At 73.1% G+C, this 15,338-nt stretch carries 9 protein-coding genes and 1 tRNA gene; 7 read left to right on the plus strand and 3 right to left on the minus strand.

Annotated elements, in window-relative coordinates; genetic code table 11:
• Positions 1 to 63: 63 nt before the first annotated feature.
• The 3 genes from hrpA to ACYVKZ_RS01665 all read right to left on the minus strand — a co-directional run bounded on the left by hrpA (position 64) and on the right by ACYVKZ_RS01665 (position 4,667).
• Positions 64 to 4,194 carry an ATP-dependent RNA helicase HrpA gene (hrpA, locus tag ACYVKZ_RS01655; protein WP_460990289.1) on the minus strand — a complete coding sequence of 1,377 codons (4,131 nt, stop codon included), beginning with the start codon at positions 4,192 to 4,194 and terminating at the stop codon, positions 64 to 66.
• A gap of 86 nt (positions 4,195 to 4,280) precedes the next feature.
• A tRNA-Arg gene (locus ACYVKZ_RS01660) sits at positions 4,281 to 4,353 on the minus strand.
• Positions 4,354 to 4,430: 77 nt separating this feature from the next.
• Positions 4,431 to 4,667: a DUF2630 family protein gene (locus ACYVKZ_RS01665; RefSeq protein WP_307003809.1), complete on the minus strand. Its 237-nt coding sequence runs from the start codon at positions 4,665 to 4,667 to the stop codon at positions 4,431 to 4,433.
• A gap of 23 nt (positions 4,668 to 4,690) precedes the next feature.
• On the opposite strand from ACYVKZ_RS01665, the gene ACYVKZ_RS01670 reads away from it, so the two are divergent.
• The 7 genes from ACYVKZ_RS01670 to rho form a co-directional block, all read left to right on the plus strand.
• Entirely contained in the window at positions 4,691 to 6,010 is a 1,320-nt protein-coding gene (locus ACYVKZ_RS01670; protein ID WP_460990290.1) for an MFS transporter, read from the plus strand.
• 46 nt (positions 6,011 to 6,056) lie between these two features.
• Positions 6,057 to 7,715 carry an arginine--tRNA ligase gene (gene argS, locus ACYVKZ_RS01675; protein ID WP_460990291.1) on the plus strand — a complete coding sequence of 553 codons (1,659 nt, stop codon included), beginning with the start codon at positions 6,057 to 6,059 and terminating at the stop codon, positions 7,713 to 7,715.
• Positions 7,716 to 7,719: 4 nt separating this feature from the next.
• Positions 7,720 to 9,222, plus strand: coding sequence for a diaminopimelate decarboxylase (lysA, locus tag ACYVKZ_RS01680; protein WP_460990292.1), 1,503 nt, complete (start codon positions 7,720 to 7,722; stop codon positions 9,220 to 9,222).
• Positions 9,223 to 9,268: 46 nt separating this feature from the next.
• Complete coding sequence (locus ACYVKZ_RS01685; RefSeq protein ID WP_460990293.1) at positions 9,269 to 10,702, plus strand: homoserine dehydrogenase; 1,434 nt, start codon at positions 9,269 to 9,271, stop codon at positions 10,700 to 10,702.
• Positions 10,702 to 11,814, plus strand: coding sequence for a threonine synthase (gene thrC / locus ACYVKZ_RS01690; RefSeq protein ID WP_460990294.1), 1,113 nt, complete (start codon positions 10,702 to 10,704; stop codon positions 11,812 to 11,814). Before ACYVKZ_RS01685 ends, thrC begins: the two co-directional genes overlap by 1 nt.
• A gap of 8 nt (positions 11,815 to 11,822) precedes the next feature.
• Complete coding sequence (thrB, locus tag ACYVKZ_RS01695; RefSeq protein ID WP_460990295.1) at positions 11,823 to 12,821, plus strand: homoserine kinase; 999 nt, start codon at positions 11,823 to 11,825, stop codon at positions 12,819 to 12,821.
• 337 nt (positions 12,822 to 13,158) lie between these two features.
• A partial coding sequence (gene rho / locus ACYVKZ_RS01700; protein ID WP_460990296.1) for a transcription termination factor Rho occupies positions 13,159 to 15,338 on the plus strand: 2,180 nt, incomplete at its 3' end.

The following is a 15,338-nucleotide window of genomic DNA, read 5'->3' on the forward strand; positions in this document are numbered from 1 at the left end:
CGAGGTCACCCCGTGGGTCCCCGAGGTCACCCCGTGGACGGGTGAGGTCACCCGCAGGGTGGGCTATGCGGGCGCGAGGGCCTCGTTGAGCGCCTGCCGCACCCGCTTCTCGGACACCTTGCCGGCGGTGCCGAGTTCGACGGCGAAGAGGCTCACCCGCAGCTCCTCGATCATCCACCGCACCGTGGCCAGCCTGGCCTGGTTCCGGCCGGTCGGGGCCAGCGCGGCCACCGCGTCGTCGTAGTCGTCCTCGAGCCCCTGGACGGTCGCCATGGCGACCGCATCGCGCTGGACGTTGGTCGGGAGCTTCTCGAGACGGCGCTCGATCGCCCGGAGGTAGCGGGGGAGATGCTCGAGCTGCGCGTAGCCGGTCCTGCCGACGAAGCCCGGGTAGACGAGCTGCTCGAGCTGCGCCTTGACGTCATTGAGCGCGCCCACCAGTGCGAGGCTCGTGGAGCCCCTGAGCGCCTTGCCGATCCTCAGCGAGGACGCCAGGACCTGCTCGACGATGGCCGTGACCTTGAAGACCGTGTCGATGAGCTCGGCACGGACCTCGTCGTAGAGCGCGTCGAAGGCCGCGCGGTCCCAGGGCAGCGCCGCGGGCACGAGCCTGTCGATGGCGGCGATCGAGCAGTCCGCGATCAGGTCCGCTACCGAGCCGTGCGGGTTCTGGCTGAACGTGAGCTTCTCGCGGTTGTTCAGGTGCTCGAGCACGTACCGGTCCGGCGGCGGGATCCGCAGCGCCAGCAGGCGGATGACGCCGCTGCGGTGCGCGCGCAGCTGGTCCTCCTCGGTCTGGAACACGCGCAGCCCGGCCGTGCCGCGCGGCGCCGCCTTGGTCCGGCCCTCGTCGACGAGTGCGGGATAGCCGGTCACGGTGTGGCCCGCGACGACGGTGCTCGCCGTCCGCGGGATCGTCCCGACACTCCACTCCGTCAGCCCGGTGCGCTCGGCCAGCCCGGAGCCGGAGGCGGGCGAGACGCCTGGGCCCGCCTCCGGCGTCGTGCCTCCACGGGGTGACGTCGCACCCCCACGGGGCGACTTCGTGCCTCCACGGGGTGATCTCGGCGAGGTGGTGGCGGGAGTGGCGCCGAGGGACTCGGCGATCGCGCGCCGCGTGGCCGGGGCGAGCTGCTCCTGCAGGGCCGCGAGGTCCTTCCCGACGCCGAGCACCGTGCCCTTGGGGTCCACGACGCTGAAGGACATGAGCAGGTGGGGTGGGACAGCGTCCCAGTTCCACGAGCCCGGAGGGATGATCTGCCCCTTGAGCCGGCGCAGGACGAGCTCGAGCGACTCCTCGAGCGCGTCTGTGGCGGGGTCGAAGTCGGCGCCGAGGGCCGCGACGGCCTGGCGCGCGACGTCGGGGGCGGGCACGAAGCCCTTGCGCACCTGCTTGGGCAGGGACCTGATGAGCGCGGTGACGAGCTCGGTGCGCAGCCCGGGGATCTGCCACCGGAAGGGCCCGGGGTCGAGCTGGTTGAGGAACAGCACGGGCACCTCGGCGGTCACGCCGTCGGTCGGGTCCGGGGTCCCGCCGGGGGCCACGGGGTGGAACTCGTAGGCGAGCGGCAGGTCGAAGCCGCCCTGGCGCCACACCGTGGGGTAGTCGGCGTCGGCGGCCTGGGCCGACCCTTCGGCGTCCTCGCCCAGCAGCAGGGCGCGGTCGAAGTCGAGGAGGTGCTCGTCCTCGAGCCGCGCCGTCTTCCACCAGGCGTCGAAGTGCCGCTCGGAGACCACGGAGGCAGGCACCCGCGCGTCGTAGAACTCGAACAGTGCCTCGTCGTCCGCGCGCAGGCCGGGGCGGCGCATGCGCGTCTCGAGCTCCTCGACCTCCTCCAGGAGTGCCTGGTTGCGCTTGAAGAAGTGATGGCGCGTGTGCCAGTCGCCCTCGACGAGCGCATGCCGGATGAACAGCTCGCGCGCGAGCGCCGGGTCGATCCGGGCGTAGTTGACGCGGCGCTGCGCGACGAGGGTGACGCCGTAGAGCGTGACCTTCTCGTACGCCATGACCGAGCCGGAGCGCTTGGACCAGTGCGGCTCGGAGTACGTGCGCTTGACGAGGTGCGGGGCGACGAGCTCGGCCCAAGCCGGGTCCATCTTCGCCGCGGTCCGGGCCCACAGCCGGCTCGTCTCGACGAGCTCGGCGGCCATGACGTACGTCGGGCTCTTCTTGAACAGGGCCGAGCCCGGGAAGATCGCGAACCGGGTGCCGCGCGCACCGAGGTACTCGCGCCTGCGCTCGTCGAGGAACCCGATGTGGCTCAGGAGGCCGGCGAGGAGCGACTGGTGGACGGCGTCGTGCTTGCCCACGGGGTCCGTGTCGCGCCCCTGTCCCAGGGAGATCCCGAGCGGGCGGCCGAGCTGGCGCAGCTGCTGGAACAGCTCCTGCCACTCCCGCACCCGCAGGTAGTTGATGAACTCGGCCTTGCACAGGCGCCGGAACGCGGAGGAGGACAGCTCGCGCTGCTGCTCCTGGAGGTAGTTCCACAGGTTCAGGTAGCCCGTGAAGTCCGAGTTCTCGTCCTTGAAACGGGCGTGCTTCTCGTCGGCGGCCTGCCGCTTGCCGGTCTCCTGCGAGGGGCGCTCGCGGGGGTCCTGGATGGTCAGGGCCGCGGCGAGGACCATGACCTCGCGGGCGCAGTCGCGCCGCGCGGCCTCGACGATCATGCGGCCCAGCCGGGGGTCCACCGGCAGCTGCGCGAGCTGGTGGCCGACGGCGGTCAGCCCGCCCCGCTCGCCGGCCCCGCCGGGGCGCTTCCCCCGGCGGCCGCGGCCGCGCTCGTGCGCTGGTCCGGATTCCGCGGGGCCGGATTCCGCGTCGGCGGCGGGCGCCGCACCGCGCTGCTGCTCCCGGCCCGGCTCGACCAGGGCGCCGAGTTCGCGCAGGAGGGTCACGCCGTCGTTGATCGCGCGGGACTCGGGCGGTTCGACGAACGGGAAGGCCGCGACGTCCTTGGGCCCGCGGGCGATCCCCATGGCGGTCATCTGCAGGATCACCGCGGCGAGGTTGGTCCGGAGGATCTCGGGGTCGGTGAACTCGGGCCGGGAGAGGAAGTCCTCCTCGGAGTACAGCCGGATGCAGATGCCGTCCGAGACGCGCCCGCAGCGGCCCGCGCGCTGGTTCGCAGAGGCCTGCGAGACGCGCTCGATCGGCAGGCGCTGGACCTTGGTGCGGTGCGAGTAGCGCGAGATGCGCGCCGTTCCCGTGTCGATGACGTACTTGATGCCGGGGACGGTCAGCGAGGTCTCCGCCACGTTCGTGGCGAGCACGATCCTCCGCTTCCCGCCCGGGGTGAAGACGCGGTGCTGCTCGGCGAGCGAGAGCCGGGCGAACAGGGGCAGGATCTCCGCCCCGGCCATGCGGGGGTTCTTCTGGATCGAGCCGGCGAGGGCCTCGGCCGCGTCGCGGATCTCCCGCTCGCCCGAGAAGAAGATGAGGATGTCGCCGGGCGCCTCGCGGGAGAGCTCGTCCACGGCGTCGCACACGGCGTCGACCGGGTCGCGGTCCTCCTCGAGGGCGTCGTCGCTGCCGGCCACGGAGTCGTCCTCGTCCTCGGAGCCGGCCGGTTCGGCGACGAGGGGGCGGTAGCGGATCTCGACCGGGTAGGTGCGGCCCGAGACTTCGACGATGGGGGCGGGCTCGGGCTCGGCCCCGGCCACCTCACGGGCGAAGTGCCGGGCGAAGCGCTCGGGGTCGATGGTCGCCGAGGTGATGATGACCTTCAGGTCCGGCCGCTGGGGGAGCACCCGCTTGAGGTAGCCGAGGATGAAGTCGATGTTGAGGCTGCGCTCGTGGGCCTCGTCGATGATGATCACCGAGTAGCGCCTCAGGAGCCTGTCGCGCTGGATCTCGGCGAGCAGGATGCCGTCGGTCATGAGCTTGACCTGGGTCTGCGGGCCGACCTCGCCCGTGAAGCGCACCTGGAAGCCGACCTCGGCGCCGAGCTCGACGTCCAGCTCCTCGGCGATGCGCTCGGCGACGGTGCGCGCGGCGAGCCGGCGCGGCTGCGTGTGGCCGATCAGGCCCTTCTCGCCGAGGCCGAGCTCGAGGCACATCTTGGGGATCTGCGTGGTCTTCCCCGAGCCCGTCTCACCGGCGATGATCGTGACCTGGTTCGCGGCGATGGCCTCCATGAGCTCGTCGCGGCGCTCGGAGACCGGGAGGGCGGCGGGGTACGTGATCGTCAGGGCCATGGCTGACCCAGTCTAGTGCCGCCCCTCATAGGGGCCGGAAGCGGACAGCAGAGCACCCCCGGTCCATAGGACCGGGGGTGCAGGGGTGCCCTCGATAGGATTCGAACCTACGGCCTTCTGCTCCGGAGGCAGACGCTCTATCCACTGAGCTACGAGGGCAGCTCGTGTTTCCCTCGCGGGAACTCACCGAGCTTATCAGGTGCTGACCGGCGCCATGCAAACCGGCCCTGCCGCCGCTACTCCTTGTAGTTCTCCACGACGTCGGCGGGGCGCACACTCGCCTCGTCGGGGTCCTCGCCGAACTCGCGCTTGGCGCGGCGCTGGCGCAGGAGGTCCCAGCACTGGTCGAGCTGCGCCTCCAGCTCGCCGAGGCGCCCCGTGCCCTTCTCGGCGCTGCCTGCCCCCGGCGTGCCGCGGAGCGAGTGCTCCTCGTCGATGAGCTGGCGGATACGGTCCTGGATGTCGTTGTCCATGACCAGCACGATAGCGTCAGGGGGTGGCAGAAGAACATGGGGGGACCCGCGGGCGCAGGCCCTGGCGCGGCCGCACCCTCATCCTGGTCGGGCTGCTGGCCGTGGCCTTCACCCTCCGCATCGCGGTGACGAGCGTTCCGGCGCTCACCGACCGGATCGCGGGGGAGATGTTCCTGCCGTCCTGGCTCATGGGCATCCTCGGCATGCTCCCCACGGCGCTGTTCGGCGTCGCCGGCCTGCTCACGCCCCTCCTCATGCGTGCCTGGAGCGTCGAGGCCATCGCGGTGGCCGCGATGGGGGCCGCTGCCGCCGGCCAGATCGTCAGGGCCGTGGCGCCGGAGACCGGACTCTTCCTCGCGGGCTCCGCCCTCGCGCTCGCCGGCATGGGCGCGGGCAACGTGGTCCTGCCGCCCATGGTGCGCAAGTACTTCCCCGACCGCGTCGGGCTCCTGACGGCCCTCTACGTGACCGTCATCAACGTCGGGACCACCGTGCCGCCGCTGCTCGCCGTGCCCGTGGCCGACGCCGCCGGCTGGCGGACCTCCCTCGGCTGGTGGGCGGCCGTCAATGTCCTCGCGGTCGTGCCCTGGCTGACCGTCTGGGCCGCCCGCCGCCCGCGCCGCGCGAAGGCCCCCGCCGCCGCGGCCGGCGCAGGGCCGCACCCGACGCAGGCCGCGGACGACGGCGCGACGCCGCCCCGCGCCGTCGTCCGCGGCTGGCATTCGCCCGCCGCCTGGGCGCTCGCCCTGCTGTTCGGCTGCACGTCGCTGAACACCTACACGATGTTCGCGTGGCTGCCCTCGATCGTGGGCGCGGCCGGACTGGGGGCCGCGGCCGCCGGGTTCCAGCTCTCGCTCTTCGCCGGTCTGGGCCTGCCGCTCAGCCTCGCGGTGCCGGTCCTCGCGGCGAAGCTGCGCAACCCGTTCCCGGTCGTCGCCTTCGGGGTGGCGACGTTCGCCGCCGGCTACCTGGGCCTTGCCCTCGCGCCCGGCACGGCGACATGGCTGTGGTCCACGCTCGCCGGACTCGGGCCGGCGACCTTCCCCCTCGCGCTCGTCCTCGTGAATCTGCGCACCAGGTCCCACCAGGCGGCCGGCGCCGTCTCGGGCTTCGCCCAGGGAATCGGCTACGTCGTGGCCTGCGCGGGGCCGCTTGCCGCGGGCTTCCTCCACGACGCGACCGGGGCCTGGACGGCCTCGTTCGCGTTCCTGGGCCTCACCCTCGCGGTCCTCGGCGTCTCCGGCTGGGTCATCAGCCGCCCGCACTTCATCGACGAGCACCCCGGGGTGGTCGTCCGGCGGGGAACGGCGCCCGCTGAGCCGGCCGCACGGCCGGGACCATGACGGGCGCGGTTTCAGCGCGGACACGCCGCGCCGGTAGGCTAGGGGGGTGACTCCCGAAGAACTTTCCTCCGCCATTTCTGCCTGCCTCGCCGACGCCGTGCGCGCCGGCGAGATCTCCGTGGACGTGCCGGAGGAGATCCGCGTGGAGCGGCCCAAGAACCGCGACCACGGGGACTGGGCCACGAACATCGCCCTCCAGCTCGGCAAGCGGGCAGGCATGGCGCCGCGGCAGCTCGCCGAACTCATCGCCGGGCGCCTCGCCACCATGGAAGGCGTCGCGTCCGTGGACATCGCGGGCCCGGGCTTCCTCAACGTCACGCTCGACGCCGCCGCGGCCGGCGCGCTCGCCAAGGCGATCGTCGAGGCAGGGACCGCCTACGGCACGAACGACGCGCTCTCGGGCCACGTCATCAACATGGAGTTCGTCTCCGCCAACCCGACCGGGCCCCTGCACATCGGGCACACCCGCTGGGCGGCCCTCGGCGACTCGATCGCGCGCGTGCTGCGGGCCTCGGGCGCGGACGTCACCCGCGAGTACTACATCAACGACGCGGGCAACCAGATGAACGTCTTCGCGAACTCCGTGCTCTCCAGGCTGCACGGCCGCGATGTCCCCGAGGGCGGCTACCCGGGCCAGTACATCGTCGACCTCGGCCACCAGGTGCTCTCCGCCCACCCCGACCTGCGCGAGCTGACCGACGAGGCCGCGCTGCCGATCGTGCGCGAGGCCGCCTACGCCGCGCAGATGAAGGACATCAGGGCCACGCTCGCAGAGTTCGACGTCGAGTTCGACGTCTACTTCTCCGAGCGGGAGGGGCTGCACGAGTCCGGCGCGATCGAGACCGCCGTCAAGCGGCTGCGCGAGCAGGGCCACGTCTTCGACGCCGACGGCGCCGTGTGGCTGCGCACCACCGACTTCGGCGACGACAAGGACCGCGTGCTCATCCGGGCCAACGGCGAGCCCACCTACTTCGCCGCCGACGCCGCCTACTACCTGTCGAAGAAGGACCGCGGCTTCGACGAGAAGGTCTACCTCCTCGGCGCCGACCACCACGGCTACGTCAACAGGCTCAAGGCCATCGCGGCCTGCGCCGGCGACGACCCCGAGGCGGCCATCGAGGTGCTCATCGGCCAGCTGGTCTCCGTCAACGGGGCCAAGCTCTCCAAGCGCGCGGGCAACATCATCGAGCTCAAGGACCTCATCGAGTGGCTCGGCAAGGACGCCGTGCGCTACTCCCTCGCCCGCTACCCCGCGGACTCGCCCCTCACGCTCGACCCCGAGCTGCTGAAGAAGAACTCGAACGAGAACCCCGTGTTCTACGTCCAGTACGCGCATGCCCGCTCCCGCGGGGCCGCGCGCAACGCCGAGGCCGCCGGCGTGGCCCGCAGCGTGGACGGGGCGGACGTGTTCGACGCGGCCCTGCTGACGCACCCGAGCGAGAACGACCTCCTGGCGCGCCTCGCGGCGTACCCGTCGATCGTGGCCAAGGCCGCCGAGTTCCGCGAGCCGCACCGCGTGGCACGCCACCTCGAGGCCGTCGCGAGCGCCTACCACTCGTGGTACGACAACTGCCGGATCGCGCCCCAGGGCGACGAGAAGGTCACCGACCTCAACCGGACGCGCCTGTGGCTCAACGACGCGACGAGCCAGGTCCTCGCCAACGGGCTCGGCCTCCTCGGCGTCTCCGCCCCGGAGAGGATGTAGGCCCATGGCCGAGATGACGGCGGCCGGCGCCGCCTCCCCGCTCGCCCCCGCCTGGCTCGGAGTCCCCGAGGAGCCCAACCGGCTCGTCCCCGCGCTGTGGGCGCACGACGTCGAGCGCGGCCCGGGCGGCCAGCTCACCGTCGCCGGCCTGCCGGTGGCGGAGATCAAGGCCGCCCACGGCTCCCCGGTCTTCGTCCTGAGCGAGGCCGACTTCCGCGCCCGGGCCCGCGCCTTCAAGACCGCCTTCGATGCGGCGTTCGCCGACCTCTGCGGGGGAGTGGACGTCTACTACGCGGGCAAGTCCTTCCTCTGCACCGCCGTCGCCACCTGGGTGCGCCAGGAGGGTCTGCGCCTCGACACTGCCTCGGGCGGCGAGCTCGCGGTCGCCGCCCGCGCCGGCACGCCCGGCGGCCTCATCGGGCTGCACGGCAACAACAAGTCCGACGCCGAGATCGCCCGCGCCCTCGAGCTGGGGGTGGGGCGCATCATCGTGGACAGCCTCGACGAGCTCGAGCGCGTCGCGGCGATCGCGGCGGCGCGCGGCACCGACACCCCCGGCAGCGAGGCGCCGCGGGCCAAGGTCATGCTCCGGCTCACCCCGGGGGTGCACGCGCACACGCACGAGTTCATCGCCACCGCCCACGAGGACCAGAAGTTCGGCCTGTCCATGGCACCGGGGACGGCCAGCGCGTCTTTCGCCGGCGCGGGGTCCGACGCGGCCCCGAGCATGGCCGAGGAGGCCGTCGCGGCCGCCGCGGGGCACGACAGCATCGAGCTCCTCGGCGTCCACTGCCACATCGGCTCGCAGATCTTCGAGCCCGACGGCTTCGAGGCCGCGGCCGTGCGGCTGCTCGAGTTCGTCGCCGCGATGCGGTCGGCGTACGGCGTCGCCCTGCCCGAACTCGACCTCGGCGGCGGGTACGGCATCGCCTACCTCCCCGGTGATGCGCCGCGTCCGCCGGCCGAGATCGCCCGGGCGCTGGCCGGCGTCGTGCGCGCCACGTGCGACCGGCTCGGCATCGCCGTCCCGCGGATCTCGATCGAGCCGGGCCGGGCGATCGTGGGGTCCACGACCTTCACCCTCTACGAGGTGGGGACCATCAAGGACGTCGTCGTCGATCTCCCCGAGGGCGGCGGCACGGCCGTGCGCCGGTACATCTCGGTGGACGGCGGCATGAGCGACAACGCGCGCCCAGTCCTGTACGACGCCGACTACTCCGTGGCCCTGGCCAACCGCACCTCCGGCGCCGCGCCGCAGCTGGTCCGCGTGGTGGGCAAGCACTGCGAGAGCGGCGACATCGTGGTCCGCGACGCCTACCTGCCCGCGGACGTGCGCGCCGGCGACCTGCTGGCCGTGCCTGGGACCGGGGCCTACTGCTGGGCGCTGTCGAGCAACTACAACTACCTCGCGCGCCCCGGCGTGCTGGCCGTCCGCGACGGCGCGGCCCGCTGGATCGTGCGCGGCGAGACCGAAGAGGACCTGCTCTCCCGCGACATGGGCGCATGACCGCCCGAGGCGAGAGACCGTGGGACAGACGACGATGGGAGCGACCATGACGGAGACCAGCGAGGCCCCCCAGCCCCAGGCCGGCCTTGAGCCCGGGCCCGAGGCGGGACGCGTGATCAAGGTGGCGCTGCTGGGCGGCGGCACCGTGGGCTCACAGGTGGCCCGGATCCTCCTGGACGACGCCGAGGCGCTCGCCGCCCGTGCCGGAGCGAGACTCCAGCTCGTCGGCATCGCCGTGCGCAACGTGGACGCCCCCCGCGACGTCGAGCTCCCGCGCGGGCTCTACACGACCGATGCGGAGGGCCTCGTGGACTCCGCGGACCTCGTGATCGAGCTCATGGGCGGCATGGAGCCGGCGCGCACCCACATCCTCGCCGCCCTGCGGCGCGGTGCCTCCGTGGTCACGGGCAACAAGGCCCTGCTCGCCCAGGACGGCGCGACGCTGTTCGACGAGGCCGACGCCAACGCGGCCGAGCTGAACTTCGAGGCGGCCGTGGCCGGGGCCATCCCGATCATCCGGCCGATCCGCGAGAGCCTCTCGGGCGACCGCATCACCCGCGTGCTCGGGATCGTCAACGGCACCACCAACTTCATCCTCGACGCGATGGACACGACCGGCGCGCAGTTCGCCGACGTCCTGGCCGAGGCCCAGCGGCTCGGCTACGCCGAGGCGGACCCCACCGCCGACGTGGAGGGGCTCGACGCCGCGGCGAAGGCCGCCATCCTCGCCTCGCTCGCGTTCCACACGCGCGTCTCGCTCGACGACGTCCGCTGCGAGGGCATCACGAACGTGAGCGCCGCGGACATCGCCGCCGCCCAGGACGCAGGGCTGACGATCAAGCTCCTCGCGATCGCCGAGCTCGTCCCGCTCGAGGCTGCGGGCGGCTCCGAGGGCGCCAGCGACGGCGCGGCCGCCGCGCCCCGCGAGGGCGTGAGCGTCCGGGTCCACCCGACCCTGCTGCCGCGCACCCACCCGCTCGCGGCCGTCCGCGGGGCCTACAACGCGGTGTTCATCGAGGCCGAGAACGCCGGCTCGCTCATGTTCTACGGCGCCGGCGCCGGCGGCGCCCCCACCGCGTCCGCAATCATGGGCGACGTCGTCACGACGGCCCGCCGCCTCCTGGCCGGCTCGCCCGGCCGGACCGGCACGGCGACCCGCACGCTCCCGCTCGTCGGCCCCGAGGCCGTGACGACCAGCTACAGCATCGGCCTCGAGGTCGCCGACCAGCCCGGCGTCCTGGCCCGCGTCGCCGCCGTCTTCGCCGAGCACGGCGTCTCCATCGAGACGATGCGCCAGCGGATCGACGGGGCAGAGCCCGCCGCGGAGGGCGCCGCCGGCCGGCCCGAGGGCCGCCGCGCCGAACTGCGCTTCGTGACCCACCGTGCCTCGGAGGCCGCCCTCGCGGCCACCGTCGCCGACATCAAGAACCTGGACGTCGTCGAATCCGTGACGAGCGTCCTGCGAGCCGAAGGAGTCTAGTGGCCCACCAGTGGCGCGGAGTCATCCGCGAGTATGCAGACCGCCTGCCCGTCACCGCCTCTACGCGCGTGATCACGCTCGGCGAGGGCGGCACCCCGCTGGTGCACGCCCAGAAGCTCTCGGAGCTGACCGGCTCGACGGTCTACCTCAAGGTCGAGGGCATGAACCCGACCGGCTCGTTCAAGGACCGTGGCATGACCATGGCGATGACGGCCGCCGTCCAGGCCGGGGCCCAGGCCGTGGTGTGCGCGTCGACGGGCAACACGTCGGCGTCCGCCGCGGCCTACGCCACCTCCGCGGGGCTCACCTGCGCGGTCCTCGTGCCCGAGGGCAAGATCGCGATGGGCAAGCTCAGCCAGGCGATCGCCCACGGCGCCACCCTGCTCCAGGTCGACGGCAACTTCGACGACTGCCTCGAGATCGCCCGCAAGCTCGCCGACGCGTACCCGGTCTTCCTCGTGAACTCGGTGAACCCGGCGCGCATCCAGGGCCAGAAGACCGCGGCGTTCGAGATCGTCGACGCGCTCGGCGACGCCCCGGACATCCACGTGCTCCCGGTGGGCAACGCGGGCAACATCTCGGCGTACTGGAAGGGCTACAAGGAGTACGCCACGGCCACGGAGTATGCGTTCGACGGCGCGCCCGCGCGCACGCTCGAGGCCGTCTCCACCAGGCTGCCCGCCATGTGGGGCTTCCAGGCCGCCGGCGCCGCGCCCTTCGTGGCCGGCCACCCCATCACCCACCCCGAGACGATCGCCACCGCGATCCGGATCGGCAACCCGGCCTCGTGGGAGACCGCCGTGGCCGCCCGCGACGAGTCCGGGGGCCTCATCGACGCCGTGACCGACGAGGAGATCCTCTCGGCGCACCGCTGGCTCTCCGCCCGCGAGGGCGTCTTCGTCGAGCCCGGCTCCGCCGCGAGCGTGGCCGGCCTGATCAAGATGCACGAGGCCGGCCGCGTCCCGACCGGGAAGACCATCGTGTGCACCGTGACGGGCCACGGCCTCAAGGACCCGCAGTGGGCCCTCCGGACCGCCGACGGCGGCGAGGTGGAGCCCGTCAAGGTGGGCAACGACGTCGTGAGCGTCGCGGCCGCGCTGGGCCTCGAGTAGGCCCGCCGATGACGGCACCGACGACGGCGGCCGCCGAGTCGCTGCGCACCGTCGCCGCCGGGCAGCGCGTCACCGTGCGCGTCCCGGCGACGAGCGCGAACCTCGGCCCGGGGTACGACAGCCTGGGGCTGGCCCTTGCGATGTACGACACCGTGACCGTCGAGACGACCGACGGCGGCGGCCTCGCCTTCGAGCTGCGCGGCGAGGGCGCCGACACCCTCCCTCGCGACGAGAGCCACCTCGTGGTCCGCACCCTCGAGGCCGCGCTCGCACGCCTCGGCTACCGGCATGCCGGCCTGGCCCTGACGGCCGAGAACGTGAGCCCGCACGGCCGCGGCCTGGGCTCGTCGGCCTCGGCGACGGTGGCCGCGGTCCTCGCGGCCGCGGCGCTCGTGGCCCCAGGGGACCGCTCGGACCGGGCGTGGGCGCTCCAGCTCTGCAGCGAGATCGAGGGGCACCCGGACAACGTGGCGCCCGCGATCTACGGCTCCCTCGCCCTCTCGTGGCAGGACGGGGAGGTGTTCCGGACCGCCATCGCCGAGGTCGCGCCCAGCGTCGTGCCCATCGTGGCGATCCCCGACTACGAGCTCTCGACCGAGCTGGCACGCTCGCTCCTGCCCTCGTCGGTGCCGCACCACGCGGCCGCGGCGAACGCCGGCCGCGCGGCCCTGCTCGTGCACGCGCTCACGAAGGACCCGTCGCTGCTCCTTCCGGCCACGGAGGACTACCTCCACCAGGGCTACCGCTCGAGCGCGATGGAGCCCAGCGCGCGGCTCATCGCGGCCCTGCGGGCCGAGGGCCACGCCGCCGTCGTCTCCGGCGCCGGACCCACCGTGCTGGCCCTCGCCGACGGCGAGGAGGAGGCGCGCGAGGTGCAGGCCGCCGTCGAGCGCTTCACCCACGGGGTGCTCGACGCGGAGCAGGGCGCGGTGGCCATGACACGCTGGCGTGTTGCACGTCTGGCCGTGGACCGCGAAGGTGCTAGAGTGGACGTGCACCCACGGTAAATCTGTTCAGCGGTAAAATTTCCATCGGTGAAATTTCCAGTGGTGAATCTGCCCTCGGCGACTAGGCCCGGGCACTGCGCGCCGCCTCCGTGATCCAGCCCCGTGCCATGGGTGCCGCCCCTCCAGCTCTGTGCCTCGGTCCGGCTGCCTGCGCCTTCTCCGCGCGGCAGCAGCGGCATCGAAGGCCACTCAGGCTCGGGGCGGGCTGAATGACTACGGTGCTGCCCGGCCATCTGGCCTCGCAGCGCCACAGCCTGGCCGCCGCTCTCGTCGGCGGCCACGACCACGATGCGCCGGACCATGAGAAGCCGGCGTCTCGACTCCGGAAGGACCATCCGTGACACAGACCACTGAGCTGAACCCAGCAGTGGAAGCTTCCTCCGCGTCCGAGTCCAAGGGGATCGCCGGCCTCAAGCTCGCGCAGTTGCAGGCCTTGGCGTCCCAGCTGGGCATCACCGGTGGGTCCCGCATGCGCAAGGGCGACCTTGTCGCCGCGATTACCGCCCACCAGAAGGGCGAGCCGCTGGCTCGTCCCGCCGAGCGCCGCCGCCCGGCCGCGAAGGCCGAGGCCACCGCCGAGCTTCCCCTGCCCGAGACGCAGGCCGCCGCCCCCGCCCCGGCGGCCGAGGCCGAGGCTGCCGCCCCGGCGCGCGGCCGTGGCCGCACCCGCCGCCGTGCGGGCAGCGACGGCGTGGTGACGCCCACCGCCGGGGAACAGGCCGCCCCGGCCGAGGCCGCCCCCGAGGCCGCTCCCTCCGCCCCGGAGGCCGCCCCTGCAGCGCAGGAGGCCCCTGAGACCGGGACGCGCCCGAGCCGCACCCGCAACCGCAACCGCCGCGCAGAGGCCGGGCAGGGGGCCGCCGAGGCCGCCCAGCCCGCCCGCGAGGAGGGCGCCCCCGAGGCGGCCGCCCCCGAGCGCACCGAGGCCGGCCAGCGTACCGAGGCCGGCCAGGCTGCTCCGTCGGAGGCCGAGGGCCGCCACGAGGAGGCCGGCGAGGGCCGCGGCCGCCGCGATCGCGGCCAGCAGGACCGTTCCGAGCGCCAGGAGCGCCGCCGCGACGAGGGCGAGCGCCAGGACCGTTCCGAGCGCCAGGACCGCCGCCGCGACGGCGGCGAGGGCCAGGACCGTTCCGAGCGCCAGGACCGCCGCCGCGACGAGGGCGACGGCGAGGAGGGCGGCTCGCGCCGCTCCCGCCGCAACCGCCGCGGCCGTGACCGTGACGAGTCCCAGCAGGGCGGCCGCAACGACCGCTTCCGCGACCGCAACGAGCGCCGCCGCGGCCGCAACGCCGGCCCCGAGGTCGACGAGACCGAGGTGACCGAGGACGACGTCCTCCTGCCCGTCGCCGGCATCCTCGACGTCCTCGAGAACTACGCCTTCATCCGCACCTCCGGCTACCTCCCGGGCCCGAACGACGTCTACGTCCCCCTCACCCAGGTCAAGAAGTACGGCCTGCGCAAGGGCGATGCTGTCGTGGGCGCCATCCGCGCCCCCCGCGACGGCGAGGAGAACCAGGGCGGCAGCGCCCAGGGCGGCGGCCGGCACGGCAGCAACCGCCAGAAGTTCAACGCCCTCGTGCGCGTCACGAGCGTCAACGGCAAGAGCTCTGAGGAGATGAAGAACCGGGTCGAGTTCACCAAGCTCGTCCCGCTCTACCCCTCGGAGCGCCTCCGCCTCGAGACGGACCCCAAGAAGATCGGCCCGCGCGTCATCGACCTGGTCGCGCCGATCGGCAAGGGCCAGCGCGGCCTCATCGTCTCCCCGCCCAAGGCCGGCAAGACGCTGATCCTGCAGTCCATCGCGAACGCGATCACCATCAACAACCCTGAGGTCCACCTCATGATGGTGCTCGTGGACGAGCGGCCCGAAGAGGTCACGGACATGCAGCGCTCGGTCAAGGGCGAGGTCATCGCCTCGACCTTCGACCGTCCGGCGGACGACCACACGACGGTCGCCGAGCTCGCGATCGAGCGTGCCAAGCGCCTCGTCGAGATGGGCATGGACGTCGTGGTGCTCCTCGACTCGATGACCCGCCTCGGCCGCGCCTACAACCTGGCCGCGCCGGCCTCGGGCCGCATCCTCTCGGGCGGCGTCGACTCGGCCGCGCTCTACCCGCCGAAGCGCTTCTTCGGTGCGGCGCGCAACATCGAGAACGGCGGCTCGCTGACGATCCTCGCCACCGCGCTCGTGGAGACCGGTTCCAAGATGGACGAGGTCATCTTCGAGGAGTTCAAGGGCACCGGCAACATGGAGCTCCGCCTGTCCCGCGCCCTCGCGGACAAGCGCATCTTCCCGGCCGTGGACGTCAACGCGTCCGGCACGCGCCGCGAGGAGAACCTGCTCTCGCCGGAGGAGGTCAAGATCATGTGGCGCCTGCGCCGCGTGCTCTCGGGCCTCGACACGCAGCAGGCCCTCGAGCTGCTCACCACGAAGATCCGCGAGACCGGGTCGAACGTCGAGTTCCTCCTGCAGGTGCAGAAGACGACGCTCGCCGGCAAGGGCGAGAGCGACAGGCA

The sequence above is a fragment of the Sinomonas soli genome, from assembly GCF_054782415.1.

Bases quoted from the DNA above. Each gene is read 5' to 3' on its own strand.
- lysA (WP_460990292.1), top strand. From the start codon at position 7,720: ATGGCCGAGATGACGGCGGCCGGCGCCGCCTCCCCGCTCGCCCCCGCC.
- hrpA (WP_460990289.1), bottom strand. From the start codon at position 4,194: ATGGCCCTGACGATCACGTACCCCGCCGCCCTCCCGGTCTCCGAGCGC.
- ACYVKZ_RS01685 (WP_460990293.1), top strand. From the start codon at position 9,269: ATGACGGAGACCAGCGAGGCCCCCCAGCCCCAGGCCGGCCTTGAGCCC.
- ACYVKZ_RS01665 (WP_307003809.1), bottom strand. From the start codon at position 4,667: ATGGACAACGACATCCAGGACCGTATCCGCCAGCTCATCGACGAGGAG.
- thrB (WP_460990295.1), top strand. From the start codon at position 11,823: ATGACGGCACCGACGACGGCGGCCGCCGAGTCGCTGCGCACCGTCGCC.